A 25,840-nucleotide genomic window follows, 5' to 3' on the forward strand; every position below is an offset into this window, starting at 1 on the left:
TCGGATGGCCATGGGCGGCCTGAAGCCGCCCATGGGCCGTGTGGAGGCGTGATGAACTTAGCGGGCGGCGGTCGTCCACGGCTTGCAGATGCGGTCGATGTCGTCCTTCGCGGTGACGGACGGCATCGGAACGTAGCGCAGCTTGTCGAGCTTTTTGCCGTTGAGCAGATCGACGACGCTGTCGATCGCGTAGTGCGCTTCATCGTTCGGAGACTGCAGGACCGTGCCGTACAGCTTGCCGGACTTCAGCAGGTCGACCCCGACCGGCTCGCAACCGACGCCAACCACGGCGAGTTTCGACGGGGTGAGGCCTGCGCGTTCCGCCGCGACGATTGCGCCTGCGGCCATGGCATCTTCGTGGGCATAGACGCCCTTGACGTTTTTGCCGAACTTGGTGAACAGGCCCGAAGCGGCGGTTGTCGAAGTTCCCTGGTCCCAGTTCCCAGGCTGAGTACCGACGACCTTGATGCCAGGGGCGATTTTCGCGAGTTCTTCCTGGAAGCCCTTTTGTCGCGAGATCGTCTGGGCCTGGCCAACATAGCCGGTGATTTCAATGACGTCGCCAGTGTTTCCGTAACCCTTGGCCTTGAAGCCGTCCACCATCAGATGAGCCGCGGCACGACCTTCCGCTTCGTAGTCGCCGCCGCTGTATTGCGCCCAGAGCGTGTCGTACTTCTGGTCAGGCAACACGTCTGTCAGCAATAGCGGGATACCCGCCCGCTGGATCTTGTGCATTGATGGCAGCAGTGCTGTGCCGTCGATGGCCCAGAGCAGGATCGCTGCCGGTTTCTGCGCAATCGCCTGGTCGACTTGGGCGGCTTGCTGCGCGGGATCGAATTTGTTGGTGACCAGTTTCAGATCGATTCCTTTCTCCTTTGCATACTGCTGGGCGGTCGCGTTGTACGCGGCGCAGTATCCGCAAACGTCGTCGGCGGCAAGGAGAATAACTTTTGCGTTAGCCGCGGCAGCGTGGGCAGGGGCGACCGATACGGCCAGCAGTGCAAGGATGCCGGCTGCGTCGCGCAGGAAATTTGTGATGGCTTTGGAAGTTCGCATGATAGGTACTCGGTCAGAAAGAATGGGTCATGCCGATCATCACGGCGTTCTGATTTACCGACTTCAGATTCTTGTTGTCGGTGCCGGTCCAGTAATAGATCTGGTCGCTTGCTGCGCCGCCTCTGAGCCGATAGGTGTCGACCTCCGCGTACAAGCTCGTGCGCCTGGACAGGAGGTATTTCGCTGAGATCGCAAGGATGTTGGCGTGTCCGGTACCCCCGCCGCCACTAATCCCGTACTGGGTGCTGCCAGCGCTACCCGCCGCGACAGTCTGGCCGGCCGTGCAAGTGCCGGTGCAAGACGATTGCTGGTAGTAGAAGTAGCCACCAGACAGGAGGATGTCGGGTCTCACCGTGTACTGTGCACCACCGAAGTACAAGCTGCGGCGCTGGCTTTCCGTGCCGCTGACCGAGTTGTGCATGTAGCCGGCGAACAGCGTCGCCTTGCCGAAAGCATATCGCCCACCAGCGGTCCAGTTTTGCGCCATGCTTGCGCCGTCGGCGCTCTTGAACTGCTCGTAGGCTGCGCCGAGCATTGCATCGGCAAAGTGGTAGGCAACATTCGCACCGGCGGTAGCGCCTTTGGCCAGGCTTCCAGGTTGTCCGCCGAAACCGTAATCAAGCTGGAAAGAGACCGGTCCTGCAGATTTCTTGTAGACAACGCTGCTATTCATACGGTATCCGAGCACGAGGTTGTCGCCGCCAACGTAGAACGGCGAGGCGCCATCGACCCAGATCGGTGCGTAGTTAAAAAATACGTTGAGGGCGTTGTACTGATGACCGGCGGTCAATGTCCCGTAGTTGTCTGTGTCGAGGCCGACAAAGGCTTGCCGGCCGAATAGTTGGGGGCCAGTACTGATAGGCGATGCTGCGCCGTTCGCGGCTGAAAACTGATTTTCAAGTGCAAAGATGGCGCGCATACCGCCGCCGAGATCCTCAGTGCCCTTCAGGCCAAAGAAGACTGGGCTCATGCCACTGGAGGACAGATAAGCATTGCTATGCTCGCCGTCGAATGCCGAGACGTAGCGAACACCTGCGTCAACCTCGCCGTACAGCGTGACGCTGGATTGCGCGTGTGCGTTTCCCGCGCTGACGAGCGTTACCGCGGCAGCAGCAAGAAAGTAATTTCGACTGCGGACTGCGGCGTTTTCCGTCACTGCTGCGGACATGTGACGGTTTGGGATACGCCTACGGATTTTTGCTTGCATACAGGTCCTCAGATCAGATGGATTCGCGGTGAAGAAAAAGACTGGTATGGCCCGCAATGTATGAAGGCGAAATTCGCGGTACTCGCTCACAAACGCCATACGCTGGACTGGATTCGCCAATCGCTATGGTGGAATTTCATCTGATCTGTCGTTCGGGGGGGAAACCCGCCTTGCGCCCGGGGTCCCTTCGGTGAAGAGTCTCAACAACGCTTGATCGGTCTGACCGTGAGCGTCGTTTTTGGACGGCAAAGTTGCCTAAGTTGGTGCGCTTGGCGCACATAACTGGCGCGGTGTATTGACGTGGAATGAAATTGAGGGGTAGCCGCGACCACTGAAACCCTGTGCTGTGCGGGGTTGATCGTTGGCTTAAATATTGCTTGCTACTGTTACGGGTTTGGATGAAGGTTTTCAGCGATATGACGACACATTTTTCTACCTCCGAAGTGTCCGCGCAAAGTCGCATTGAGTTTTGGCGAGACGTCGTTTGCCGCACGTATGTGGCGGTGTCGTGTTCGTCGCTCGAACGGGATTTGGATGCGAGCGTCTCGGTGCATGCATTTGGCACCGGGCAGCTTAGCGACATTTCTTCAACGGCGATGACGTACGCGAGAACGGCTGACAACATTCGCCAATCGCCGAGCGACGATCTGCAGCTTTGCCTCATTCGGAGCGGGAGTGTTTCGATCTCTCAAGACGGGCGCGAGGCCGCGCTGCGCTCGGGCGATATCGGCTTGTACGATGCGGCTCGACCGTTTTCATTGAATTTCGGTGAGCAGTACCATTCGCTGATCCTGAAATTTCCACGCCCGGTGCTTGCGGCGCGAATTCCCGATATTGACAAGTTGATGGCACTTAAATTTGCCGGTGATTCGCGTCTGGGTGCGCTCGTCAACTCAGTGATTCGTGAAACGGTGAATATCTGGCATGCCACTGACGAACAGCTCGCCGCGCGTTTGAGTGGCTCTGTCGTCGATATCGTCGCAGTCGCACTCGAGCACGAGCTATTGGGTCGGAGAGGCGATGAGTCGAGACAGGCGGTGCAGATTGAACGGATCAAGCGGTATATGCTTGATCGACTCGGCGACGCGGAACTCGACATCACAGTGATCGCCGCCGATTGCCATGTCGCGCCGCGAACGATTCATCGGCTTTTTGCCTCAGAAGGGACAACGGCGATTCGTTGGTTGTGGCAGCAGCGGCTAGCGGCGAGCTATCGTGCCCTTGCGGAAGGGCGGGCGAAGCAGGTGTCCGAAGCGGCGATCAACTGCGGCTTTAGTGATTTCTCGCATTTCACGCGGGCCTTCAAAAAGGCTTTCGGCATCGTGCCGCATAGCCTGCTGCAAAAGCTCCATTGATGACGGGAATGACGACTGCGGCGCGCAGCCCAGTCGTCATTCCCGTTGACCACGCATTTAAACCGGCACAGTTCGGTTTGCCAGGTATCAGACCACTTTTCGGAATGTCAGCGGCAACGTAATCATCGTCTCGACATCAATGAACAGGAGCGTGTCGGTTTGCACCGGCCCGTTTTCCGGCGAGTTCCATGCTGCTGCGGCGGCTTCTTCGCTTTCGAACGTATAGACAGACAGGGCATCGAATCCATGCGGAATGTGTGCGTGTACGTCGCCCCGGTTCGCTTCGCGCGCCGGATAATGTCTGTATTCGACAAGCCCAGGCAACTTGGCCGCTATAGGAGCGTGGATTTCTTTGTAGTGGTGGTCGAACGCTTCTCGCGTCATGCCGGGCTTGCGTTTAAAGAGGAACGCGATGGTATGCATAGTGTGTCCTGCGTTGTGAAATGCTGATTCGGAGATATGACTCGGTATCCAACCGTCCGCGACGGGTTGACGATAAGAGTAAGGGGACGAAAAGCTGATTGCCTGACTGCGGGTGACAACGCGTTAGCCTCGAACTGCCACTTCAGCGACATTCCGATGACCGACAATCGTCTGCAGGAACTTATGCGATCGCGCGCGCAACGGCCGTATTAGAGCCGTACGCAAAGTAGGGGAATTCATTCTGGTTCGGCGCGCGTCATCCGCATTCCGCAGGTTGATTGCTTTCAACCTTTATAGATTCGGCCTCTGTGACCGCAACGCCAGCGCGGCGATGCGTCAGTCGCCCCGCCCTCTAATACCGTCGGTCAACAACGAGATCGCTGTGCCAAGCAGGCCGTCGATCTGATTGGCGTCCAATCGAAGGTCGTCTGGGCGCCACATCAGGCTGATAACGCCATTCATCATCGCCCACAGCGCCGTCGAGGCATGTTCCGGTTCAACGTCGGCATGCACCCACCCTTCGTCGATGCCTTGGCTGATCAATGCGGTCAATTTGGCGTTTTGCTGCCTGATCAGCGCGGCAATACGCGTGAGCGCCTCCGGCTCGTTAGGTGGTTCGACAAGGATACGCTCGTGTAAGCAAGCTTGCGCGCCAATCCGTGGCCGAAGGTCGCTCCTTGGTCACGATGCTGGACGAGTCCGGACTGCTTTCTACGGATGACACCATCGCGGCAAACCGGCTGCCCGCGACAAAGTCCACGGCAATCGTCAGTTCCGTGCCGAAATCGACGCCTTGCACATACCACGGCGCGTTGATTCCCAAGGCCGCCTCAAAGAGTTGGGTTTGATTCGTCATTGTTCGCATTGTCTTGCAGGGCTGGTTGCCGCATTCTGCCGCAACCAGCCCTGCACCAGCCTATTTACCCCGCGCGCGTCAAGTGTTCGCTTCGCCGGGCTTGCGCCCGCACTTGACCCGGAAGCGCACCCACTCGAACTTCGAAAGAAGCATATCGATTGATAGATGCGAGCCCTTCATTTTCGTTGATTCCTTTACTTCCGCGACGAACTCATCAGGAGATTCATACATTACGGAAACAAGAAACGCATTGCTTATCGGATTGCCAATCACCTGGAGCAACACAACACAACGCCTGCGCAGATCAAATCGGTCAGCATCGACATGTCGCCCGCCTTCATCAAGGGCGTGGCCGAGCATCTGCCCGATGCGCGTGTGACGTTCGACAAGTTTCATGTGGTGGCGCACGCGTCCAAAGCACTCGATGGTGTGCGCCGCGAGCAGCAGAAGACCGATCCTGCACTGAAGGGCATGCGCTGGTCGCTGCTCAAAGATGCTGACAAGCTGAATCTCGCGCAACTGACCGATCTCGAGGCGCTGATCAGCCAGTACACCACCAACCGCACCGCCCGTGCCTGGATGTACCGCGAGCAGCTGCGCGAGATACTCGATCGCAAGCAAATCCATGTGATCTCCAAGATGTTGCGCCGGTGGGCGACGTCGAGCTTCGACGATCTCGTCCAGTACAACGATGGCTTTCGCACGAATCTGATCGGCACGCCGCAGCAAATCGCCGAGCGGGTCAGTTGAACTGAAGTCGGTGGGCGTCGACCTTGTACCGGCTGGCTTCCTGCATTTCATCGAGGATGTGGAGTACTTCGGGCGCAAGGTACTGCCGCTGGCGCGCGAACTCGAACAAGCCGCACTTCGCTGGAAAGCGGCTTGAGCCGATGATGGCCCGCGGCGCTCGCCGCTCGCCATGCCCTGTTGGCAAGCGGTTCAGCCCATTGCCCCGGGCGCGGAACATGCCGCGCCCGGGTGCGTGACGGGAGTACGAGGTTTAGCTCCCTTGCAGCCGGATGTCACGCGACGACGCCCCGACGTACACCGTCCCGCCAGGCACATACCGCCAGCCATTGCGCGACGTGTCCCACACGCTCTGCATGCGCGGCGTGACCGTGATGCGAACGTGGTGTGCTTCGCCGGGGTTCAGGCCGATCTTCTCCCAGCCGACCAGACGTCGCGGCGGTTCGTCGCGGTAGGGCACGCCGAGATACACCTGCGGCACTTCCGCGCCCGCCATTCGGCCATCGTTGCGCACCGTGAACGACACGTCGATCGCGCCGTCAGGGCGATGTTTGACGGAAAGCCCCGAGTACGAGAAATGCGTGTACGACAGCCCGTATCCGAACTCGAACATCGGGGTGATGTTTTTCGCGTCGTACCAGCGATAGCCCATGTTCAGCTTCTCTGCGTAGACGGGATCCGGCTCGAACGCGCCGCTTTGCCCCCACGTCGGCGTATCCTGATCGCGCACGGGGAAGGTGACGGGCAGCTTGCCGGAAGGATTGACCTTGCCGAACAGCACGTTCGCGATCGCATTGCCGCCGCCTTCACCCGGATACCAGGCTTCCACAATTGCCGCCACGCGATCCTTCCACGGCATTAGCACCGGGTTGCCGCTTTCCACGACGACGATCGTGCGGGGATTGGCATGGGCCACCGCGTCGACGAGCGCATCCTGGTTCGACGGATTCGCAAGGCTCAGGCTTTGCAAATCGCCGAAGTCTTCGCCCGCCGGCTGCGCGACGACGACAATTGCGACATCCGAGCGGGCCGCGAGCGCCGCCGCCTGGTCGATCTCCTGTTGCGTGTACGCGCGAAACGGCGTCTGTTGATCGCTGTTGCCGGCAAAGCTCACCTGCGCCGACGGCGCGATCGCGCGAATCGCTGCAACAATAGGTGTGCTCAGCTTCAGCCACGGATTGGCCCACCAACTGCACCCAGTCGATGTGCCGAACGTCAAGCCGCCGCAACCCGCGAATGCCCCCGTGACCGGATCACGGGTATTGCCTGACCCGCCGCCCGTCAGCACGGCCGCATCAGCGTGTCCGCCGATCACCGCAATCCGTGAGAGCGAGGCTGCGGAGAGCGGCAACTGGTTGTTGTCGTTCTTGAGCAGCACCATCGACTGCTCGGAGACCGCCTGCACGAATGCGTTCGCGCCAGCGAAGTCGATCGTGGTGCCGCCCTTCGGAGGATCATCCATCACGCCGATGCGGATCATCACGTACAGCTTGCGTCGCACCATGTCGTCGAGGCGCGCGGTCGAAACCGAGCCGCTCGCGATCGCCTGCCGAACTGCCGTGGGTGTCAGATAGACGGTGGAACCGACGTCCTCTTCCTCGTCGAGGCCTGCGTTGATCGCGTTAGCCGTGCTATGCGTCGCCCCCCAATCCGACTGGACCTGTCCTTCAAAGTGCCAATCGTTCTTCAGCACGTCGTTGAGCAGATGCGCGTTCTCGCACGCATAGTCGCCGTTGAGCCGGTTGTAGCTGCACATCACGCTGCCCGGCTGCGCGCGCTTTGCGGCAATTTCAAACGGCAATAGATAGAGTTCGCGCAGCGTGCGCTCGTCGATCTGGCTGTTGCCGCCCCCCCGGTTATGTTCCTGCTCGTTGCCGGCGTAGTGCTTGATCGTGGCGATGACCTTCTCACGCTGCGTGCCGTCGGTGCGCTCTGCGAGCATCTCGCCGGCGAGCACCGGATCTTCGCCGAGATACTCGAACAGCCGGCCGCCGCGCGGCTCGCGCGCGAGATTCGTGCCGCCGCCAAGTCCCATTCCGAAGCCCTGTGCACGCAGTTCTATCGCAACCTGTCTGCCGAAATTGGAAGACAGGCGGCGATCCCAGCTTGCCGCAAGCGCGATCGTTGCCGGGAAGGTCGTGCTGGCCTGCGACGTGCTGCCGGAGCCCGTCGCGGAGTCGACCATGTTCAGATCAGGAATGCCGAGGCGCGGTACCCCTTGAATGTAGCCCGCACCACCTCCCGGCACGGCAGACATTGCGTATTCCGAATGAATGAACTGCAGCTTTTCGCCGAGCGTCATCTTGCTGACGAGGGTGTCGGCGCGCCGATGCGCGGCCGCCGATCCGAACGCGTTCATCGCAGTTGAAGTGGGTGCGAAATCGAGTGGGAAGTCGGGTACATCCGCACGGGCAGCGACGCACACGGCCGCCACTAACGCGACCGCTGGCCATAGTTTCTTCTGCATATCTGTCTCTCCGAGATTCTGCTTTTGTTGGAATGCGGAAGCGGAGCGAGTCCGACAGGTTCACACCGGACACGAAGGCTGGCGACGCAGGGTGGCTGCGCAAACGTTTGCCTGCCCGAACGGAATCGGGACCATCGGATTGACTGTAACGACTCTCCGTGCTGAGTAATGTAAGAATGTAGTCTGACTACAGCATCAGTACTTTTACTAATACGATGCGTTTTTATGCTGAATGATGGTTGCCCGTTAAAAACTATTGGCGATTAAACGCGTTGAACGCGCAAAGCCCAATGCATTCAGCACGATGAGTAGTGGTTGAAACGTAGGGATGAGGAATGCGTCGGCGAAGGTTAACCTCGAATCGTTGGAAGGCTGAGCGAGCCTTGATAACGGTCACGGACTGCTCAACATTGCCGACAAGCTTGGAAATATCGTTTGCCATTAGGCTGTTGATTTCCCCCGAATTCTGACCCGCCGTTTTCATCTAAATTTGACCCACCCCGAGACAGCGTAGTACATCTATTCCGATGTGAATCGCGAGGAGGTCGTCGATTTCTAACAAGATGCCGGTTCGCCTGAACGGTCAAACTTCGCCGCAAGCGCCGATAGCGCACAGCGGACGCATTGGGCGCGCACCTATGTGGAACTCTGTGGCGGCCGGCGCCACGACGGCGTCATGGCGGGGGCAGGGCATGTCGACAATCAGACCGCGTTCGTGCCGGTTATCGCACTCGCGTCGGACAGCGACAGGCTGCGCGGACATCGCCATCATTTTGTCGCCTTCGTGAAGGACCTGTTCCAGCAGGATGACGACCACATCGAAGCCGGGTACAGGCCGGCGGTCGGTTCTGCGCAGCGCTTCGCGCTGCTGCAGGCGATGGTGGTGCAACTGCCGCAATTCGGCGCTGCAGCCGGAGACAAGCAGACGGTCAGCGACGTGCTGTCGCTTGTCTTCAAGCAACTGGACAGCAGGAATCTGGCACCGCGGCACAAGGCGCGCCTGGTGAAGGATCTGCTTGCCGTCACCGGACACCTCTCCGCAAGCCGTTTCAGCGCAAGCGGCGCGGCCCAGTCGTATGCGCTCGACGCGATCAAGGCGGGACTGAAGTATCTGCAGGGGCAGCAGCTTGTTACGCTGCTGCGGCACCTGCTTGCGTCGAGCGAGTCGTGGAGCGCGGAGCGCAGCGCAAGCGGGCAACTGCCGCGAACCCGGGGACAGAAGCTGAGCTTTGCGTTGTCGTCGATCCTGCCGCCTATCGGCGCAATGAACGCCGCCACGTATGCGGTCCAGACCGCCATCGGGCGGAAAAGCCCGCGGCACGAGGCACTCCGGTTGGTACTCGATACGCTCGAAGCGCGTCTCGAACGGGCCCACCAAGTTGGTGAGCGGGCGGCTGCCGAGCTGATCCCGGTCTACGGGCAACTGCTGCGACAGATGTTTGCCGCCGCTGGGCAACCCGGTGCAAAGCTCGACAAGCGCGGTCTTTCGCGCACGCTGTCGTGCATCGTGCGAGGCGGCTTGCCGGTTGGCGGAAATGCGTCGCAGCGCAACCAGTTCATCTCGGATGTGCTGGGCGACGACCCCGCGATGCGTGCAGCGGTGGCGCGGGTTCTGACTCGGGCGGTGAACGACAGGACCGGTGCGGCGACCAACCCCGTCGCGCGCCTGGGTGCGGCGCGCTACCTGCAGAACCTGATTGCCGCCGGGGCCGGCAGCCTGAGCGAAACTGAGTTGCACGCGGCGCACGCGGCCATCAACCGCGCCGTGTCGAGCAAATCTGTGGACATGACCGACGCGCGACAGCAAGCCGTGCTGGAAGCGATGCTGCGCGAGGCACAGCGTGACCAGATGCCGATCCAGCCTGGCCTGGTGCTGCGCACGGCGGGGCAAACCATTGCCTCGCTGCAAAACGCGCTTGCACCCGAGGACGCGCGCGAAGCGGCGAAGCACATGCCGCTGCTGGTTTCCGCGTATTCGTTCCTCGACACGCGAACCCGCAACGCATTGAAGACGGCGCTGCTTGCCGGACTGCCGCAGGCGCCCGCGCCGCACGGCACGCCGGCGGCACAGCGGCAGTTGCCGTTGCTGGGCTTCGCGGTCGGTCTCTCGCATTTCGCCGGCAACCCGCGGGATGCCGCCGAGCTTCTGCAACTGCTGGAACAAGGGTGGTCGCGCCTGAACCCGACGAACCAGGAGGCCGCGCTCAGCGACATGTTCAGCGCTTACGACGAGGCGACGCCCGCAGGCCGCGATATGGTGCTGGCGGTGGTTTCGAACCTGGGCGAGCCCGGTCAGTTCGTCAGCGCGGCGATCAAGCTGATTGAGAACACTGTCGCCGATGACCGCATGCGCTCGAAGCTAAGCGACGAAGAGAGCGGCCGCATCGTCAACGCGGTGTTGGGCCGAATCCGCGATCTGCCCAGCGCCAATGCTTCGGATCTCGTCTCCAACGTGATGGCTCACGGCGGCCGTCTGCCGCAAACGCTGATCGACGGCTTCGTCGGCGCGGCACGCAAGCTCCACCCTCGGGTGCTGGCCGACGTGCTGAGCGCCGAGCTGACGCGCGTCGCGACCTTGCCGGCGCCGGAGGCCGCCGCCGTGCTGACGTCCTTGCGCCGCATCCGGCAGCGCATACCGCTGGATAGCGCACAACGCGATACGCTGCGGCTCTTCGCAACGATTGCCGGTGAGGCATATCCTCATTTCGACACGCAGGAGGCGCACGCGGACCGTGTTCCGGTGCCTGGCGATGCCGCGAGTCAGTTGCTGGGCGCGCTGCCCACGTTTGCGCCAGAACTGCAAACGGTGGTGCTGCGCCATATCGCCGGAGAAGGCGCGCCGGCCGACGTACGCAAGTCGATTATCGACGACCTGTTCCGCGATTTCGCCATCGGCGATGCAACCCGGCGGCAACTGGCGATGGAGCTCGGGGGGCCAGGCGCAGTCGGGCGCGGGCTCGAAGCGCTGGCGAAAGAGTTCGGGGTGCCGCGTCCGGCTGCCGGCGGACGGGTGACGAGGCCGGGTCTCGATCAGCCGTTCATTGCCAGTGGCGGCGCGGACCACCGGAGCCCCGGCGCGCTAAAAACGCTGGAGTCGGCGCTGCGGGACTCCGCGCGCACGCCGGAGGAAATCGCGGTTGCGCTGGAGGCTATCGCCGAGCGGTTCCTGGCATTACCGAAAAACGATCACCAGGTGCAATTCGAACGGCTCTTCAACACGCTCGCCGATCGCTTGCCGCCGCATTTACTGGGACGCGTGGTGGATACGCTGGCGCTGGCGAACCCGTCGCTCGCGGCGACGGGAGCGCGCGACGATGAGTTGGTCAGGGATGTCACGGAGATTGGCCGGCGACTACTGCAACGTCACGATAGGGCGATGACGCCTCGCGCGATGAATGCGGTTGCGGCGATGAACGCAATCAGTCCGGCGAACGAGGTGGCGCGCGCCCGACTCAGGGAAGAGGGCGCCGCGCTTTTGCGACAACTGCGCGACAGCCGTCTCGCGCAATTGCCGGGTATTGGCCAACTTGGAGAGTGATCGAATGGCGTGACGCTGAACGCCTTCGGTCTTGATGATGCCACTCGTCAGGGTTCGGTTCCGCGGCTTAAACGCTCCCGGACAGGTCTACGCCGGAGCGAATACGACAGCCCCAACGTCGGCGATGTGCGTGAAGCTTCGAACAAAGCGGTACGTCTGGTCGCCGGCTGTTATCCCGTTTACGCCTGCCTGCGTCAACTCGAGTATCTCGTCAGCCACGCTCGTCGTAATCGTGCCGTGACCAGTCAACTCGTTGTCCTCGTCCGCGGGGTCGCCAATGTAGACGGCACACACGTCTGGACCGTGCCGCATCATGACGACGCACTTCCCCTCGTCGAGCGCGAGCTCGAGATATTTGACCAGTGTCAGCAATGACTCGGGCGTTTGTTCCTGCGAACCGTAAGCCAAACCAGAAGCGATAGCCATCTTGCCGTCCCCCGTCAAAGGTGCCCGTCCTGAACAGAAAGATCGCCTCAGGGCGACCGTGGTTCCACTATAAGCGCCCATGCCTCAAGTCGGAATACATTGGCAACCGTCGTTGCACGTTTACCAACGCGGACAGCAATTAAGCCCGGGCGTATCCGCGAAACAGCCTGTCGTCCATCTGTACGCTTAGACCTTCCCGCAGTGTAAAGCGCGAGTGCCGTCCAGAAGGACAGAAAAAAGCCCCTTCTCCTGCGGGTCGGACACTTGCCATTGAGTCAAGGTATCGCCTCCGCCTGACTGCGAACGCGGAAGAATTTCTCCACCGGGATGACCGCAACGACTCCGTCTCCAATTGCGCCGACATGCGCGATATCCATGATGGTCTTCACAAGCATATCGACGTTTTCCGCCTGCGCGAAGATTTCGACTTTGGCGTGCTCCGTTGTCCAATCATTGGCGAAGAGATTCGGGTGCGCGCCGAATCCTCGTACTCTCGTAACGGTCACGCCGTGGATGTGGATGGCGCCAAGCTTTCGCTCCAGTACTTCAACTACATCAGGCCTGACAATGGCAACAACGCATTTCAGTTCCATGTCTTCCTCCTAAATGCTCGATTATTGAAAGAGTCTGCTCCTGGTAACCCTTGCATCAGGAAGTAAGAGCGGGTGAAATGTCGCACGCCGAGGCGGCGAGACTGCATCGCGATGACCATCAGATTCGCCAGGAGGAGCGTGACATGGCAAGCCAGAACGGCAGTCATATCACCAGGCACGAGGATTACGCGCTGAACCAGCAGCAGAACCGCGTAAGCCGGCAAATCGGGCAATAACGCCTATTGCAAACGCCAGCGACAACGGTAGCCAAGGTACAGCGCTACCGTTGCGCATGCATCGCTGCACGGTGGCGCTCCACGAGTCCGTGTGGCCGCTCAACCGGACGCCGCCGAGGCAATCCGGCAGGACTTGATTGCAACGCTTGTCGACGGTAACAAAGCAGCGGCTGGCCGCTGCTCCGGAATCGCACACTTCTGTCTTTATTGCCCGCCATACTGCTGGTTTATCTTGTCGAGTTCACCCGACTGACGCGCGCGCAGATACTCCTGCTTGACCTGGGCCCGGGTTTTACCCATTGACATGCCTGTGTCGCTGGTCCTGGCAGGGACGCCGCCATAAGAGTCTGTCGAAGACACAGCGGGACTGGTGGCCTGCGTTTTAGGCGACGTATCCTGAGCCTGAACGTACCCGAACGCGAGAGCAGCGGCAATAACTGCTGCGAATTTGAGGGGTTTCATATCTATGTACTCCACGTAATACCTTGTGACTGACCCAGAATTTGCGGGTCATTTTTCGTCTCCTGTTTGCCGTTCAAGAAGTCCGTAAGCGACTCGCATCCAGAACAGTGTTCTTGTTCGGCGGCCTCAGTGGGGTGAAGAAGGGGCGAGCGGCCGGTGAACGCGGCCGCAACACGGACAACGTCGGTCAACTCACCCGCTGTGGCCACCCCCCGGTTTTCTGTTGGTGTCCCGTGCATCACTACCTGATTTTTAGCTCCCTCCGAAAAAGATGTTGCATTGTGGGTCAGTGCCACAGGGCCTGGCATGTTTTACGCCGCCTTGCATCTTCGTGTCGGACACGCCGCCGTACGCCTGCGTCCCCGCACCGGGGGCGGCATCCTGAGTCGCTGCGTTTTCCTGTGGGGCGGGTTGTGGCGTCTGCGGCATGCCTTGCGAATGTGCAAAGCCGGCGATGACAAACAACCCTGCCGCGGAAGCGATCAACATTCTTGAGTTCACGTTCGCTCCTTAATTAGGTTGGATTTTCCGTTCATTCGCTGCGCTATTCGTGTGCCCCGAATTTGGCATCCAAACGGAATTTTCGGACGCGCGAAAGCGCTCTTCGGGTCAGCGGGCCAACCGGCCGATGCCAAAGTTCTAGGTCGTCGGGAATGTAAGGGAAGCAGTGCGCCGAACCGAGGTTCCGAGGCGCAAGGTGGCGTGCGAACTGGCAGTGTCAACGGATTTTGTGGACCCTCGACACGTAATAATCGCCCTGCAAATACGTTATAGGGCGTGCGATGCCGGAGCGGTAGTGAATATTTGCGTCGAGCGCCGCCCGTGAACTTGCAAGCTGCTTTTAACGCCAATCGATGTTTAAATGCCGGCCGTCTGGCGGATTTGGCCAGTGGCCGATATATAGGAGCCGCTACTGGCATCAATCGCTCTTCGATGATGACGCTTGCGCACCTCAGGCGGTATCGCGTCGGATGCCGATGCAGGTGCAGTTCCGGTTCGCCGCAGCGGCTTTCATGTAGCGGGCAAAAGCGACCGGGCCTGCTTGAGAAGCGCGTGCGACGCGGTAAGCTCATTAGTTCGCCCTGAATAACCCGTAGCGCCTCGTGCGACGGAGCTTTGAGGCTGAAATGGTGTTGTGAGATTTGCAGGAACCTGGCACATTAACGCGAGAGTCCTGCATTTTTCGATGAGGTGCAGATGGGTCCGAAGACGCCTGTGCCGGAACAAGATTTCTTCCGGCATCCGCTGCGAGAACAGATCAACCTGAAGCATCTATATGAACGGCCCCCTTTGCGCCAGGATTTCACGTATGTTGACGAACAGGATGGGCTGCACCTCTATATCCGGCCTTGTTGCAGCCTGATGTGCTGCGGGGCCTCTATGAGATCCGCTGACTCGTACCTCATTCCGCTGGCGAGCTCGAAGCTCCGATGCTTCATCAGGTTTAGCGAGTCCCGGTCCTACCTGTTTTGTCATCACACTTGATCGCCAACGCAACCTTTCGACAGGACGTCTTGCCTGGTTGATACTGCTTGTAAAAAACTACGGCCACTCAAGCCGGCTACACGCTCAGGTGATCCTTACGGTAAGGGGTGTCTACTGTCCTCGGGAGGGCTGTTTGCGGTGAAGTTGTGGGAGACGATGACCTCGATGCTGTTCGTCGGATTTCTCGGCCTGCTGGTCGAACACGTCGGCAAGCCGCTGACCGTGATTCTCGACAATGCTTCGGCCCACACGGCCCGCGCACTGCGGCCTTATCTCCGGCTGCTACAGACGAATGGCTTGACGTTGTACTTCCTGCCACCGTACAGCCCGGAGCTCAATCGCATCGAGAAGCTCTGGCGCAAGATGAAATACGAGTGGCTGGCCTTCAAGGCCCGCGACACCAAAACCCTTGAAGCTGATGTCGATGCAATCCTTCAGGGATTCGGGGCAGACTACAGATTCACTTTTTGTTGAAAGCTTAATACGTGTCGAATTTTTTTGCATTATTTCAGAAATTTCTCGCTCCGCTGCTCTTTTATCATAAAACGACGACACCATTTGTAAGTGTTCACGAAAATTTGATTTGAAAATCGATGCCGTAGCCGCGTAGCAGTTCATCGAGGCCGGCGTCGATGGTGTCCCGAGTCCAGGTAACAAAGCGTCGCCATCTGTATTTCAGCTGCCGCCAGACAATCTCGATCATGTTCAGTTCGGGGCTGTAGGCGGGCAGGTAGAACAGGAACGCCTTGTGATCGAGCAGCCAGCGTTGCCGGGTAACCGCATGCCCTGAACTGCTTTTTCACTTCCTCGCGATTCAGCAGTTCTGACGAGGCGCGCATTTGGTCGGCGCGGATTACGGCGGCATCCAGGCAAGCAACTACTCTTGCAATAGTCTTTTTAGCTCATCAAGGAATGATTCAGTTGTATATCCCCACGTCCGGGGATTAAATTGGTCTCCGAATTCATGCTTGAAGGCTGAATCAAGGCTATCTGGGTTTTTTGATTTAAATTTATCGATTTCATCTATCGCGGATTTTATTTGAATTTCATTGGAAACGCTTTTGTGGTAATCAATTATTTCAAATAAATCTTTCCCAAACAAATCAAAATCCTCGTGAAAATATCCAACAATGATATTCCATAGATTTTCGTATCGCGAATTGTTCATTTATAAATTCACCTCACAAACGCGGTAAGTATGTAATACGGCATTCCATTGTAGACCTCGAGATTCAGAATCACAGTTACCTTTCTTGCGCTTGTTATTTTTCCGGTTTCCCTGGAAAGAACGCGCCCTACATCTTTACTTACGCTTCCGCGAAGTGGCAAAGGGCTTCGTAAAGATGACCTTGCCCATGCCCTTATCTGACTGTTTCCGGTTCGCAGAATCTCAGAAATAGCCCATTCAGCAGATTCTCGACTTGTGAATGTTGAAACAAAATTCCTCAATGGTTCCGCCTTCAGTCTAGCGTGCAATTGATCATCTGTTCGTGCCACATGCTTAAGAAGCGTATGCCCGCCAAGCCGGGGATTGGCCGCAGTCGCCTCATGCTGCAGCAAATTGATTCGGCCCATCGTCACGCTGCCAACACGCGTTGCCTTCACGATCCCGGCGACACCAAACGACACCCCGATGTCTAGCGACAAGCCAATGTTGTTCGCCATCTCCGGCGGCGCCTTCATCGCCTCAGCCAGTTTGCTCGTACCCTGTTGCGTCAGCGTGATCGTATCCCGCCCCGTCCACATCTGACGCGCCCCCGCCGCTACTGTGTCCGAACCGTGCACGCCGAACGCAATACACCCCAGCTTGGTCAAGCCCGTGGGCTCCGGCGCAATGCACAGCGCCGCCGCTCCCGCCATTTCCAGCACGCCGCCGACCACTTGCCAACCGCCCCATAGCCGGTTGCTCAGCATCTCGCTCGGGCTAATTGACTGGTTCGACAGCACGGCCGCGAGTTGCGGCGCGCTCAGCACCACGCGTACTCCTTCAGTTTCGCAAGCTTGAGTCATCCTGAATATTTCCTTTCAATGAATGAAAGGTTGGATGCTAACAGATTGATTTCATGCTGTTTTTTGGGATAGTCGGGATTTCCAGTTGCGGTCAGCCTAGCTGCTTGAACAACGGCCAACCGGGTTTACAACCGTCCCGCCACCATCTGTAACGTTTCATGCAATCGCCCTGGGCAGAGGACGTAACCGCCGCGCTTTTCCGACTTTCTTGTATCTGCAAGCCACCATGAATGCTACGGTGCTGGTTTTTCTATCGAGTGAAAATCATGCCCGGGGCGCGCCAGAGCTGCTCAAGCAACTGCCCGCCGTACGGCACGATGCCGACGATACGAATGATTCAACCAGAAAGGACTTAGTGAATATTTGCGTCGAGCGCCGCCCGTGAATTTGCAAGCTGCTTTTAACGCCAATCGATGTTTAAATGCCGGCCGTCTGGCGGATTTGGCCAGTGGCCGATATATAGGAGCCGCTACTGGCATCAATCGCTCTTCGATGATGACGCTTGCGCACCTCAGGCGGTACCGCGTCGGATGCTGACGCAGGTGCAGTTCCAGCTCGCCGCAGCGGCTTTCATGTAGCGTGCAAAAGCGACCGGGCCTGTTTGAGAAGCGCGTGCGACGCGGCAAACTCATTGCGTCCGGCCATAGTCAGTGCGGCGTGGCCTGTGCGCGTGAACAGTTCGTCGTCGGACGTTGCGATCGCATTCAAGCCGAGACCAGGATGGTCGTATCGGCGAAAGAACGCGAGCATCTGGAACGCATCGAACCGCCAATCCTGGGGACCGGCCTTGGCTAGAATCTCGGCGGCGGCTGCCAGTTGTCGGGTGGCGGCGAGGAATTCAGCGCGTTCCACGACATCTGTCTCCTTATAAGTCGCCGTCGCCGATCGTTCTGAGAGTGTAATGCTGGTCGTTGACGGCGCCAGCGATGCAGAGCGTGTGCGCGAGCTGCGCACCCGCCTATGCACCACGCTGAAACGCGAGCGCCTTGATTCAGCTCTGCAAGCTTGCGACCGTCGCCTGCACGAGAGGGTGCTCTGCGGTCGGCTTCCGCCCGTTGGCAGTGGGCGGGAATACGCACCAGCTGCCGTCATCGTGCCTGAAGAAGAACAACGCGCGCGCTCCGGCTGGTGACGACGTCTCGACGCACACGTAGCGCCGCCCATTCCATCCGGTGCGACTGAATCTGGTCACATGAACGGGTGTCGCGGGACCCGGTGCGAGCCACTTTTCGACCTGACAACGCAGGGACTGCTCGTTAGTGTTTTTCATGTTCCGCTCCAGCACGTTTCCCGTTCAGGTACCTGGACGGTTTCTCACCGTTCATTTCCTTAACGCTGCAGACGCCCGTCATGTTGACCAAGGGTTTGTGAGTTCTGAAACCGAATATTTCGAGGTGGGTGGGCTTCAGAAAACTGCCCAGAAGTGGGCGGCCGAAGTCATCAGGTCGGACTTTCGCTGAAGCATCGAGAAACGTGTTTGAACGACCCGATCCGGCGTTCCGAAAGAATCCAAATGAAAAATCGTTGGTTCCCCGGCGCCGCGCGCCTCCGTAATCTTGTCGGCTATTGCACACAGGAAACGGGTGGCGGTGCGACGCGCCCTTCACAAGGAGAACCAGATGGGCAGGCCACGCGGCGTTATCGATCGGCAGAGTCCAGGCACGCCGTGGACGAACGCTTCCCAGCTTTCAACAAGCCTGACTACCGGCGAGAGCCGGTTCACGATGTCGTCGCCGATCCTGACGGCAGTTGCCGTGGCAAAGCACTTCGGTCCCACCGTCGCGCTGTCGAAACTCGATCTCTCGATTCGTGCCGGCGAAGTCGTCGCGTTGATGGGCGCGAACGGTGCGGGCAAGTCGACGCTCGTCAAGATCCTGAGCGGCGTGTATCTGCCCGACAGCGGGACCTTGACGTTACGCGGCGAACCGTATCGGCCAGCTTCTCCCCAGGCAGCAAAACAGCTCGGCATCGCGACGGTTCATCAATCGATCGCCGACGCGGTCGTGCCGGCGCTGTCGATCGCCGATAACCTGCTGCTCGACCGGCTGTGCGATCCGGCGTCGCCCTGGCGCGTGCCGCCTGCGGCGCGGCGTGACGCCGCCAGACCGCTTGCTGCAAGAGTCGGGCTGGATGTCGATCTGTCGGCGCCGCTCGCGTCGCTGTCGCTCGCCGCTCAGCAGCTCGTCACGCTGGCGCGTGCGCTGGCCTCGCATCCCACGCTGCTGATTCTCGACGAGCCGACCGCCAGCCTGTCCGCCCCGGAAGCCGAACGGCTCTTCGCGCTGCTCGACCGGCTGCGCGAGGAGGGTGTGGCGATCCTGCTGGTATCGCATCGACTCGGCGATCTGCGGCGTATCGCCGATCGGGTGACGATCGTCCGCGACGGGCGTATCGTCGCCGACCTGAAGCCGCCCATCGATTTCGATGCCGCCGTCGAAACGATGATCGGGCGGCCCATACCCAAAGATCGCGCTCAAGATGCGGCAGACGCGGCGTCGCTCGAACCCTGCTTCAGCGTGCGCGATTTTCAGGTGACGCCTCACAGCATCCCGTTCGATCTCGACGTGCAGCGCGGCGAGATCGTCGCGATAGCGGGCCCGGTGGGCGGAGGAAAGTCGCGCCTTGCGCGTGCGATTTTCGGTGCAACACGCGCCGCCGCTGGCGAGATGATGCTGGACGGCCAGCCATGGCGTCCGCGCTCGCCCGCCGATGCGATTCGCGCAGGCGTGTTCCTTGCCGGCGAGGATCGCCGGCGCACGTCGCTGTTTCCCGATAGCGTGCCGTTCGCGTCGATCGCGGGCACGCTCAGCTTTCCGTTCCTGTCGCGCTGGTTCAAGCGCGGCGCCGTGGACCGCGAACGAGAGCGCGATGCCGCCATCGAAGCGATTTCGAATTTCGGCATTCGCTGCACCGGCCCCGACGACCGCCTCACACGCCTGTCCGGCGGCAATCAGCAGAAGGTCGTGCTCGCGCGCTGGCATGCGGAACGCGCCCGGCTGTTGCTGCTCGACGAGCCGTTTCAGGGTGTCGATGCCGGCGCGCGCGCCGATATCGTCGATACGCTGCGGCGGCACGCACATGAGCGCGCCACGCTCGTATTCGTCAGCGATCTCGACGAGGCGTTCGAGATCGCGGATCGCGTCGTGCGCTTCGATCGCGCGACGCTCGATCGCACACCTACTACTGATATGACTTTTCACATCCATCGATGAAACCCGGCACATCCTCTCTCGCTTCAGACGCCGTATCCGGCACGCGTTCACGCCCCGCATTGAGCGGTTTGCGTGAGCACTTCGAACGCACCGGCATCCTGCTCGTGCTTGCAATTCTGATTGCCGTGTTCGCCATCAAGGAACCTGCGTTTCTGAACGTCGATAATCTGTTCAGCATTCTGCAGGCGGTATCGATCGTCGCGTTGCTCGGCATCGGCGTGACGGTCACGCTGGCGGCCGGCGGTTTCGATCTGTCGGTGGGCAGCGTGGCCGCATCGACGCAGATGGCGGCGAGCTATGTGCTGATCGTCTGGCATGGCAGTGCGGTTGCGGCGGTGCTCGCGTGCGTGGGGCTCGGCGTCGCAGCCGGTCTGTTCAACGGACTGCTCATCACACGCCTGCGCGTGCCCGACCAACTCGCGACGCTCGGCACGTTGTTCCTGCTGGCCGGTCTGCAACTGATCCCCACGGGCGGGCGTTCGCTCGCAGCCGGCACGGTGTTGCCCGACGGCACGGAAGCGACCGGTGTTTTCTCCGATACGTTTCTTGCGCTGGGGCGTCTGCGTCTTTTCGACGTCGTGCCGCTGCCGGTGCTCATTCTCGCTGCGTTGACGGTGCTGGCCTGCATCGTGATGGAGACGACGCGCTGGGGCCGCGTGATCTATGCGATCGGTGGCAACGAAACGGCCGCGCGGCTCGCCGGCGCGCCCACTGCGCGCTACCGGATTGCCGCGTACGTCGCGTCGGGAACAATCGCGTCGCTGGGCGGTGTGCTGATCGCCGCGCGCGTTGGCCGCGGCGATGTCAGCGCCGGACACTCGTTGCTGCTCGATGCGGTGGCCGCGGCACTGGTGGGGTATGCGGTGTGGGGCGCGAAGCGGCCCAACGTGTTCGGCACGGTGGTGGGCGCGGTATTTGTCGGCGTGCTGCTCAACGGGCTGACGATGCTGAACGCGCCGTACTACATGCAGGATTTCATCAAGGGCGTGCTGCTGGTGCTCGCACTGGCGTTCACATTCAGCGTCGGAGGGCGCGCTGACTCACGCGCATAAGCCACACGTGCCGGCTCATGCATAGCGGCCGTGCCGTTGCGCGAAGCTCACAGCCAGCACGGCAAAGATCAGCACGCCGGTTGCGACCTGCTGCCAGTAAAAATTCCAGCCGATCAGCAACAGCCCGTTTGCGACGAGACTGATCAGCAATACGCCCAGCAGGGTGCCGGTTACGCCAGGCCGGCGCGCCGGCGACAGGGTCGTGCCGATGAAGGTCGCCCCGATCGCATTCAGCAGATAGCCGTTGCCGGCCTGCGGCACATAGGCTTTGACCGTCGATGAAAGCAGCAGACCGACAACGCCATAAATCAGCGCACTGGCAATGAACGTCACGGCCGTGATCGCCGCAACCGGCAACCCTGAATAGCGCGCGACGCCCGGCTGAGCGCCAAGCGCTACGCTCTGCCGTCCGAAGACGGACCACGCGAGCGTCACATGAACGGCAACGGCAAGCACGGCGACGATCCACAACGGCACAGGCAAGCCAGCCAAAGTTCCGTGCGCCAGTTCGCTGAAGAGCGGCGGCAACGTGACATTCAGCAGATAAACCGGTTGTCCGCCATCGGTCGCGAGTTGCTGGACGGTCTGGCCGATGAACAGCGTGCCGAGCGTTGCGAGAAACGGCGCGATACCGAGCCCGGCAATCAGCACGCCGTTGAACGCGCCGACCAGCAGCGCCGCGGCAAGGCCGCCGAGCAAAGCAGGCAACACGCCGACCTGATGCATGCTCAACAGCACGAATACGAGGCTCGCGACATCCACGGAGGTGCCGAGGGACAGGTCGATTGCCCCGATCGACAACGCCAGTGTCATCCCGAGCGCGGCAATGGCGAGCAGCGCGAAGTTGTTCAGCAGTACGTCGGCGAGATTGCCGGGACGCGCGAAGCCGGGCGCGAACGCGGCAAAGAATGCGATCACGGCAAGCAGTGCGCCGACGAGCGCAAAGCGCTGCAGGCGTGCAATCTGTTCAATCATTGGCATGGTTTCCTGTGTGCCGGCGCCGGATGACGGCGGTCGTCGCCACGACAAACAGGATCAACGCGCCTTCGACACCGTTGACCCAATAACTCGACACGTTGTCGAGCTGAAAGCCGTTGCTGACGATGCCGATGAAGAGCACTGCGAGCAGCGTGCCCGGAATGGTTGGTACGAGCCGCCGCGAGAACACGACCCCGAGTAGCGCGGCAGCGACCACCGCCAGCAGATTTTCCCCGGCGCCGGGCGAACTGCCGCTCAGCAGCGCGGCAGACGTCAACGCGGCGAGCGCTGCCGCGATGCCGCTCAACACGTAGCTGGCCGCGGCGTAGACGTTCGTCGGCACACCGGCGGCCCGCGCGGCGTCACGATGCGCGCCGGTTGCGCGAAGCCTCAGGCCGAACGGCGTGTAGTGAATCAGTACGGTGAAGAGGGTCGCGACGATCGGGAGCGCGTACGCGAGATGCGGCACGCCGAACGGCCCGCTATCCAGCAGGAATGTCAGCACCGGGCTCGCCGCCGGGACCGACGTGTTCTGCGTCAGCACCAGTTCGAAACCGGCGCAGAGGTTCATTGTCGTCAGCGTGGCGAGCAGCGGGAAGATGCGCAACGCGATCACGGCGAATGCGTTGAGCGCGCCGACGACAGCCCCAGCGGCAATCGTCAGGGCGAGCGCCGCGCTTTCCGGCGCGCCTTCGCGTAGCACGACCGCATAAACCGCCGCGCAAAGGCCCATGTTCGCCGCGACCGAGAGATCGAGGCCGCCTTTGATCGGATCCGAACCGCCGCCGATCAGCACGACCGTCAGGCCGAATCCGAGAATCCCGACGACAACGGATTGCTGCAGCACATTCGCGAGATTCGCGACGGTGACAAACAGCGGCGAGCTGACGGCAAAAACCGCAAACACCGCGGCGAACGCCAGCGCGGCGCCGCATCGTAGCCAGAACTGCGCGCCGAACCAGCCTGCGGGCAGTTCGAGTCTCGCGCCGTGCCGTGTGCCTTCGAGCACCTTGCTCATGCGGCGTTCTCCTGTTGCTGCGCTGTGCCGCGCGCACCGGTCGCCCATGCGAGCACGTCCTGGCTAACGGTCTCGCGCGACACGAGTTCCCGCACGATCTGGCCGCGTGCCATCACGAGTACGCGGTCGGTGACGTCGAGCAGTTCGATCAGGTCGCTGGAAAACAGCAGGATGGCGGCGCCTTCTTGCGCGAGCCGGTCGAGCAGCCGGTAGATCTCCATCTTTGCCCCGATGTCGACGCCGACCGTCGGCTCGTCGAGCAGATAAACCGACGAAGCTGGGTCTGAGCCGCGGCTCAACCATTTCGCCAGCGCCACTTTCTGCTGATTGCCGCCGGACAGATGCCGCACCGGCGCCTCCGGTCCGGGCGTGCGCACGTCCAGTGCTTCGATCAGGTGCCGCACCATGCCGGTCTCCCGTCGCCGCGCGAGGAGTCCGAAGCGGCTGAAGCGCGCGAGGCTCGCGAGCGTGATGTTCTCGCGCACGGACAACGACGGTGCCACCCCGTGTGCGCGGCGGTCTTCCGGCACGAACGCGATGCCGCGACGCACCGCATCGAGCGGACGGCGCAGCCGTACGGCGTTGCCGTTGATCTCGACGTCGCCGCGCACGCCGCGCTCGAGACCGAACAGGCTGCGCACGACCTGTTTGCCCCCGGAGCCGAGCAGCCCTGTCACGCCGACGATTTCACCGCGCCGCACGTCGAACGAAACGTCGTCGAAGCGTCCGGGTACGCGCAGATTGCGCACCTTCAGCACCGGCTCGCCCGGTGTGCGTGACGGGGCAGGCGTCCGTGCCGCCGCCTGCGTACCGATCATCGCGGTGACGAGCGTTTCGGTCGGCGTGGTGCGTGCGTCGACGTGCGCGACATCGGCGCCGTCGCGCAACACGGTGACGCGATCGCAGATGGCGGCGATCTCGTTCAGATAGTGCGACACGTACAGGATCGTCAGACCGCGTTGCCGCAGACGGTCGATGGTCTGCAGCAAACGGTCGACTTCGCGGCTCACGAGCGCAGCGGTTGGCTCGTCGAACACGAGGATGCGGGGTTCGCGTATCAGCGCCCGCGTTATCTGCACGATCTGCTGTTCGGCGACGCTCAGTTCGGCGATCAGCCGGTTCGGCGGCAAGTCGACGCCGAAGTGCGTCAGCAGCGCTTCGCGCGTGTCCCGTTGCATGCGGCGCACGTCGAGCAGCCGCAACGGACCTGCTGCGCGCGCGCCGATTGCGGGCTCGTTGCCGAGCAGGAGTGCTTCAGCAACCGTGAACGTAGCGGGCAGCAGGCGTTCCTGATGAATGAACCCGATTTCAGATGATGGCGTGCGGCCTGCCAGGGCGGCAAGCGGCCGGGCGACGCCGTCGATTGCGATCGTGCCGGCGTCCGCGGCGTAGATACCGGCGAGAATCTTGATCAGCGTCGACTTGCCGGCGCCGTTCTGTCCGATCAGGCCGTGCACGGTGCCGCGCGCGACGTCCAGCGAGGCGCCGCGCAGCGCCGGTATGCCGTCGAAGTGCTTGACGATGCCGCGCAATTCGAGCGCGGCCGGGCGAGCTGCCGCGTTCATTTCGCGCTGAGCTGGCCGAGCGTCTGCTGGATCGAGCCGGCGTTGTCCTTCGTCACGAGGATCGATGGCACATAGGTGTACAGCGGCAGCGTGCGGTCTCCGGCCAGATATCGCGCGACGTTATCGACTGCGGTCTTGCCGATCAACGATGGCTGTTGCGCGACCACGGCAGCGGCGCTCGACTTCGGATCCTTGACCAGGGTGACGACATCCGGACTGCCGTCAACGGCATAGGTCTTGATCTCGTTGCGATGCGCGGCATCGACGGCCTGCGTCGCGCCGACTTGCGGCACGTCCCATGCCGCCCAGATCGCGGCAATCTGTCCCTTCGGATACTTCGCGAGCAACTGGCTGACCTGTGCGTAGGCGCTTTGCACCGTGTTCGGAATCACGTCGCGCAGTTCAGGCTCGATGATGTGGACCTTCGGGTAGTACTTCAGCACGGCCTTCAACTGATCGTAGCGGATCGCGCACACGGGCACGCCGTAAAAGCCGTTGAAAACGAGAATATTGCCTTCGCCGTGAATATCGTTGACGAGCTTCAGGGCGAGCTGTTCGCCGATAAAAAAGTTATCCGACGTCGTGTCGTTGATGCTCGACGGCGAAGCCGTGTCGATCGTGAAGAGGGGGATGCCGGCCTGACGGATTTTCTGCAACCACGGCTCCAGCACGGTCGCGGTGCCCAACTGTTCGATGATCGCATCCGGCTTCTGCGCGATCAGTGTCTGGATCTGCGCAATCTGCCGGTTGTCGTTGCGCCCGGCGTCGAGCGCGATCGGTGTGCCGCCGAGGCGCTTCACTTCCTCGATCGCACCCTGGTAGGCTTTCAGATCCCAATAGTGATCCGTGCCGGCCGCGGTGATGCCGATGCGCTTGCCTTTCAGCGACGGCACGGTGTTGTCGCCGGAGGCCGCGTCACCCTGTGCATGCGCCACGGAGAAAGAACTGAGGGCGGCAATCGTCAATGCGGCGGCGGCAAGCGTTGCGAGGGTTTTATGAAAGGGCGTCATGTCGTCGAAGAGTGAAGGACCAATGGATTTATCTCGCGACGACTCTAATCAACAACGCCCTGTGCCTGAAACCATCGATTGTCGCTATGGTTATCAGTCGCGTGCTGCAGTGCTTATCGTCGAATGGAAATTGGGCCGCTGCTG

23 protein-coding genes and 4 pseudogenes are annotated in these 25,840 nt (G+C 60.9%); 9 read left to right on the forward strand and 18 right to left on the reverse strand.

Translation table 11 applies throughout. From position 1 onward, the window contains the following. Positions 1 to 57: 57 nt before the first annotated feature. Positions 58 to 1,056 (reverse strand): sugar ABC transporter substrate-binding protein, encoded by a 999-nt coding sequence (locus AC3WOG_RS21670; protein WP_492580013.1) that lies wholly within the window; start codon positions 1,054 to 1,056, stop codon positions 58 to 60. A 13-nt stretch (positions 1,057 to 1,069) separates the two neighbouring features. Further along, positions 1,070 to 2,224: a porin gene (locus tag AC3WOG_RS21675; protein ID WP_492580014.1), complete on the reverse strand. Its 1,155-nt coding sequence runs from the start codon at positions 2,222 to 2,224 to the stop codon at positions 1,070 to 1,072. Between the two features lie 437 nt (positions 2,225 to 2,661). Here AC3WOG_RS21675 and AC3WOG_RS21680 point away from each other — a divergent pair, with 437 nt between their 5' ends. After that, positions 2,662 to 3,618, forward strand: coding sequence for an AraC-like ligand-binding domain-containing protein (locus AC3WOG_RS21680; RefSeq protein ID WP_492580015.1), 957 nt, complete (start codon positions 2,662 to 2,664; stop codon positions 3,616 to 3,618). Positions 3,619 to 3,705: 87 nt separating this feature from the next. Here AC3WOG_RS21680 and AC3WOG_RS21685 read toward each other — a convergent pair whose 3' ends face one another. The 3 genes and pseudogenes from AC3WOG_RS21685 to AC3WOG_RS21695 form a co-directional block, all read right to left on the reverse strand. After that, on the reverse strand, positions 3,706 to 4,041 hold the full coding sequence (locus tag AC3WOG_RS21685) for an EthD domain-containing protein (RefSeq protein ID WP_492580016.1): 336 nt from the start codon (positions 4,039 to 4,041) through the stop codon (positions 3,706 to 3,708). 336 nt (positions 4,042 to 4,377) lie between these two features. Beyond that, positions 4,378 to 4,593: a hypothetical protein gene (locus AC3WOG_RS21690; RefSeq protein WP_492580017.1), complete on the reverse strand. Its 216-nt coding sequence runs from the start codon at positions 4,591 to 4,593 to the stop codon at positions 4,378 to 4,380. Positions 4,594 to 4,771: 178 nt separating this feature from the next. Further along, positions 4,772 to 4,897 (reverse strand): annotated as a pseudogene (locus AC3WOG_RS21695) (ISL3 family transposase); the annotation flags it as partial. A 222-nt stretch (positions 4,898 to 5,119) separates the two neighbouring features. Here AC3WOG_RS21695 and AC3WOG_RS21700 point away from each other — a divergent pair. Together AC3WOG_RS21700 and AC3WOG_RS21705 are read left to right on the forward strand one after the other, a co-directional pair. Further along, positions 5,120 to 5,560: pseudogene (locus AC3WOG_RS21700) on the forward strand (transposase); the annotation flags it as partial. A 97-nt stretch (positions 5,561 to 5,657) separates the two neighbouring features. Continuing rightward, a complete protein-coding gene (locus AC3WOG_RS21705) occupies positions 5,658 to 5,783 on the forward strand; it encodes a hypothetical protein (RefSeq protein ID WP_492580018.1) in 126 nt (41 codons plus the stop codon). Between the two features lie 114 nt (positions 5,784 to 5,897). On the opposite strand, the gene AC3WOG_RS21710 is transcribed toward AC3WOG_RS21705, so the two are convergent. Next, positions 5,898 to 8,111 (reverse strand): beta-glucosidase family protein, encoded by a 2,214-nt coding sequence (locus tag AC3WOG_RS21710; protein WP_492580019.1) that lies wholly within the window; start codon positions 8,109 to 8,111, stop codon positions 5,898 to 5,900. 676 nt (positions 8,112 to 8,787) lie between these two features. Between AC3WOG_RS21710 and AC3WOG_RS21715 the strand changes: the two genes are divergently transcribed. Further along, positions 8,788 to 11,649, forward strand: a complete 2,862-nt coding sequence (locus AC3WOG_RS21715; protein ID WP_492580020.1) for a hypothetical protein — start codon at positions 8,788 to 8,790, stop codon at positions 11,647 to 11,649. A gap of 87 nt (positions 11,650 to 11,736) precedes the next feature. Here AC3WOG_RS21715 and AC3WOG_RS21720 read toward each other — a convergent pair whose 3' ends face one another. Together AC3WOG_RS21720 and AC3WOG_RS21725 are read right to left on the reverse strand one after the other, a co-directional pair. After that, on the reverse strand, positions 11,737 to 12,075 hold the full coding sequence (locus AC3WOG_RS21720; protein WP_492580021.1) for a hypothetical protein: 339 nt from the start codon (positions 12,073 to 12,075) through the stop codon (positions 11,737 to 11,739). Positions 12,076 to 12,350: 275 nt separating this feature from the next. Further along, on the reverse strand, positions 12,351 to 12,668 hold the full coding sequence (locus tag AC3WOG_RS21725; protein WP_492580022.1) for a P-II family nitrogen regulator: 318 nt from the start codon (positions 12,666 to 12,668) through the stop codon (positions 12,351 to 12,353). Between the two features lie 50 nt (positions 12,669 to 12,718). Here AC3WOG_RS21725 and AC3WOG_RS21730 point away from each other — a divergent pair. Beyond that, a pseudogene (locus AC3WOG_RS21730) lies at positions 12,719 to 12,904 on the forward strand (hypothetical protein); the annotation flags it as partial. A gap of 204 nt (positions 12,905 to 13,108) precedes the next feature. On the opposite strand, the gene AC3WOG_RS21735 reads toward AC3WOG_RS21730, so the two are convergent. Then, entirely contained in the window at positions 13,109 to 13,366 is a 258-nt protein-coding gene (locus AC3WOG_RS21735; RefSeq protein ID WP_492580023.1) for a DUF4148 domain-containing protein, read from the reverse strand. A gap of 1,614 nt (positions 13,367 to 14,980) precedes the next feature. Between AC3WOG_RS21735 and AC3WOG_RS21740 the strand changes: the two genes are divergently transcribed. Then, entirely contained in the window at positions 14,981 to 15,325 is a 345-nt protein-coding gene (locus AC3WOG_RS21740; RefSeq protein ID WP_492582398.1) for a transposase, read from the forward strand. A 94-nt stretch (positions 15,326 to 15,419) separates the two neighbouring features. On the opposite strand, the pseudogene AC3WOG_RS21745 reads toward AC3WOG_RS21740, so the two are convergent. The 3 genes and pseudogenes from AC3WOG_RS21745 to AC3WOG_RS21755 form a co-directional block, all read right to left on the reverse strand. Next, positions 15,420 to 15,617, reverse strand: a pseudogene (locus AC3WOG_RS21745) (transposase); the annotation flags it as partial. A 111-nt stretch (positions 15,618 to 15,728) separates the two neighbouring features. Beyond that, entirely contained in the window at positions 15,729 to 16,019 is a 291-nt protein-coding gene (locus tag AC3WOG_RS21750) for a contact-dependent growth inhibition system immunity protein (RefSeq protein WP_492580024.1), read from the reverse strand. Between the two features lie 8 nt (positions 16,020 to 16,027). Continuing rightward, a complete protein-coding gene (locus AC3WOG_RS21755) occupies positions 16,028 to 16,861 on the reverse strand; it encodes an RNase A-like domain-containing protein (RefSeq protein ID WP_492580025.1) in 834 nt (277 codons plus the stop codon). A gap of 226 nt (positions 16,862 to 17,087) precedes the next feature. Here AC3WOG_RS21755 and AC3WOG_RS21760 point away from each other — a divergent pair, with 226 nt between their 5' ends. Beyond that, positions 17,088 to 17,246 carry a hypothetical protein gene (locus tag AC3WOG_RS21760; protein WP_492580026.1) on the forward strand — a complete coding sequence of 53 codons (159 nt, stop codon included), beginning with the start codon at positions 17,088 to 17,090 and terminating at the stop codon, positions 17,244 to 17,246. 185 nt (positions 17,247 to 17,431) lie between these two features. On the opposite strand, the gene AC3WOG_RS21765 is transcribed toward AC3WOG_RS21760, so the two are convergent. Both AC3WOG_RS21765 and AC3WOG_RS21770 read right to left on the reverse strand, forming a co-directional pair. Further along, positions 17,432 to 17,713: a hypothetical protein gene (locus AC3WOG_RS21765; RefSeq protein ID WP_492580027.1), complete on the reverse strand. Its 282-nt coding sequence runs from the start codon at positions 17,711 to 17,713 to the stop codon at positions 17,432 to 17,434. Positions 17,714 to 17,852: 139 nt separating this feature from the next. After that, positions 17,853 to 18,131, reverse strand: a complete 279-nt coding sequence (locus AC3WOG_RS21770) for a hypothetical protein (protein WP_492580028.1) — start codon at positions 18,129 to 18,131, stop codon at positions 17,853 to 17,855. 454 nt (positions 18,132 to 18,585) lie between these two features. On the opposite strand from AC3WOG_RS21770, the gene AC3WOG_RS21775 reads away from it, so the two are divergent. Together AC3WOG_RS21775 and AC3WOG_RS21780 are read left to right on the forward strand one after the other, a co-directional pair. Further along, positions 18,586 to 20,073, forward strand: coding sequence for a sugar ABC transporter ATP-binding protein (locus AC3WOG_RS21775; protein WP_492582399.1), 1,488 nt, complete (start codon positions 18,586 to 18,588; stop codon positions 20,071 to 20,073). Beyond that, on the forward strand, positions 20,070 to 21,125 hold the full coding sequence (locus AC3WOG_RS21780) for an ABC transporter permease (RefSeq protein WP_492580029.1): 1,056 nt from the start codon (positions 20,070 to 20,072) through the stop codon (positions 21,123 to 21,125). The genes AC3WOG_RS21775 and AC3WOG_RS21780 overlap by 4 nt, the downstream gene beginning before the upstream one ends. Before the next feature lie 15 nt (positions 21,126 to 21,140). Here the strand turns inward: AC3WOG_RS21780 and AC3WOG_RS21785 are convergent, their stop codons facing one another. From AC3WOG_RS21785 to AC3WOG_RS21800, 4 genes are read right to left on the reverse strand one after another with little or no spacing between them, the layout of a single operon-like run. After that, complete coding sequence (locus AC3WOG_RS21785; RefSeq protein WP_492580030.1) at positions 21,141 to 22,100, reverse strand: ABC transporter permease; 960 nt, start codon at positions 22,098 to 22,100, stop codon at positions 21,141 to 21,143. Next, the gene (locus AC3WOG_RS21790) at positions 22,093 to 23,121 is read right to left on the reverse strand and encodes an ABC transporter permease (RefSeq protein ID WP_492580031.1); all 1,029 of its coding nucleotides are present in this window, start codon (positions 23,119 to 23,121) and stop codon (positions 22,093 to 22,095) included. Before AC3WOG_RS21790 ends, AC3WOG_RS21785 begins: the two co-directional genes overlap by 8 nt. Beyond that, positions 23,118 to 24,686 (reverse strand): sugar ABC transporter ATP-binding protein, encoded by a 1,569-nt coding sequence (locus tag AC3WOG_RS21795; protein WP_492580032.1) that lies wholly within the window; start codon positions 24,684 to 24,686, stop codon positions 23,118 to 23,120. The genes AC3WOG_RS21790 and AC3WOG_RS21795 overlap by 4 nt, the downstream gene beginning before the upstream one ends. Then, a complete protein-coding gene (locus tag AC3WOG_RS21800) occupies positions 24,683 to 25,696 on the reverse strand; it encodes a sugar ABC transporter substrate-binding protein (RefSeq protein ID WP_492580033.1) in 1,014 nt (337 codons plus the stop codon). The genes AC3WOG_RS21795 and AC3WOG_RS21800 overlap by 4 nt, the downstream gene beginning before the upstream one ends. Positions 25,697 to 25,840: the final 144 nt, after the last annotated feature.

This window comes from Paraburkholderia sp. FW306-02-B (assembly GCF_058782725.1).

Bases quoted from the DNA above. Each gene is read 5' to 3' on its own strand.
- AC3WOG_RS21790 (WP_492580031.1), bottom strand. From the start codon at position 23,121: ATGAGCAAGGTGCTCGAAGGCACACGGCACGGCGCGAGACTCGAACTG.
- AC3WOG_RS21670 (WP_492580013.1), bottom strand. From the start codon at position 1,056: ATGCGAACTTCCAAAGCCATCACAAATTTCCTGCGCGACGCAGCCGGC.
- AC3WOG_RS21760 (WP_492580026.1), top strand. From the start codon at position 17,088: ATGAATGCTACGGTGCTGGTTTTTCTATCGAGTGAAAATCATGCCCGG.
- AC3WOG_RS21735 (WP_492580023.1), bottom strand. From the start codon at position 13,366: ATGAAACCCCTCAAATTCGCAGCAGTTATTGCCGCTGCTCTCGCGTTC.
- AC3WOG_RS21710 (WP_492580019.1), bottom strand. From the start codon at position 8,111: ATGCAGAAGAAACTATGGCCAGCGGTCGCGTTAGTGGCGGCCGTGTGC.
- AC3WOG_RS21685 (WP_492580016.1), bottom strand. From the start codon at position 4,041: ATGCATACCATCGCGTTCCTCTTTAAACGCAAGCCCGGCATGACGCGA.
- AC3WOG_RS21680 (WP_492580015.1), top strand. From the start codon at position 2,662: ATGAAGGTTTTCAGCGATATGACGACACATTTTTCTACCTCCGAAGTG.
- AC3WOG_RS21785 (WP_492580030.1), bottom strand. From the start codon at position 22,100: ATGATTGAACAGATTGCACGCCTGCAGCGCTTTGCGCTCGTCGGCGCA.
- AC3WOG_RS21795 (WP_492580032.1), bottom strand. From the start codon at position 24,686: ATGAACGCGGCAGCTCGCCCGGCCGCGCTCGAATTGCGCGGCATCGTC.
- AC3WOG_RS21775 (WP_492582399.1), top strand. From the start codon at position 18,586: ATGTCGTCGCCGATCCTGACGGCAGTTGCCGTGGCAAAGCACTTCGGT.
- AC3WOG_RS21770 (WP_492580028.1), bottom strand. From the start codon at position 18,131: ATGAAAAACACTAACGAGCAGTCCCTGCGTTGTCAGGTCGAAAAGTGG.
- AC3WOG_RS21715 (WP_492580020.1), top strand. From the start codon at position 8,788: ATGGCGGGGGCAGGGCATGTCGACAATCAGACCGCGTTCGTGCCGGTT.
- AC3WOG_RS21675 (WP_492580014.1), bottom strand. From the start codon at position 2,224: ATGTCCGCAGCAGTGACGGAAAACGCCGCAGTCCGCAGTCGAAATTAC.
- AC3WOG_RS21755 (WP_492580025.1), bottom strand. From the start codon at position 16,861: ATGACTCAAGCTTGCGAAACTGAAGGAGTACGCGTGGTGCTGAGCGCG.
- AC3WOG_RS21750 (WP_492580024.1), bottom strand. From the start codon at position 16,019: ATGAACAATTCGCGATACGAAAATCTATGGAATATCATTGTTGGATAT.
- AC3WOG_RS21720 (WP_492580021.1), bottom strand. From the start codon at position 12,075: ATGGCTATCGCTTCTGGTTTGGCTTACGGTTCGCAGGAACAAACGCCC.
- AC3WOG_RS21725 (WP_492580022.1), bottom strand. From the start codon at position 12,668: ATGGAACTGAAATGCGTTGTTGCCATTGTCAGGCCTGATGTAGTTGAA.
- AC3WOG_RS21800 (WP_492580033.1), bottom strand. From the start codon at position 25,696: ATGACGCCCTTTCATAAAACCCTCGCAACGCTTGCCGCCGCCGCATTG.
- AC3WOG_RS21780 (WP_492580029.1), top strand. From the start codon at position 20,070: ATGAAACCCGGCACATCCTCTCTCGCTTCAGACGCCGTATCCGGCACG.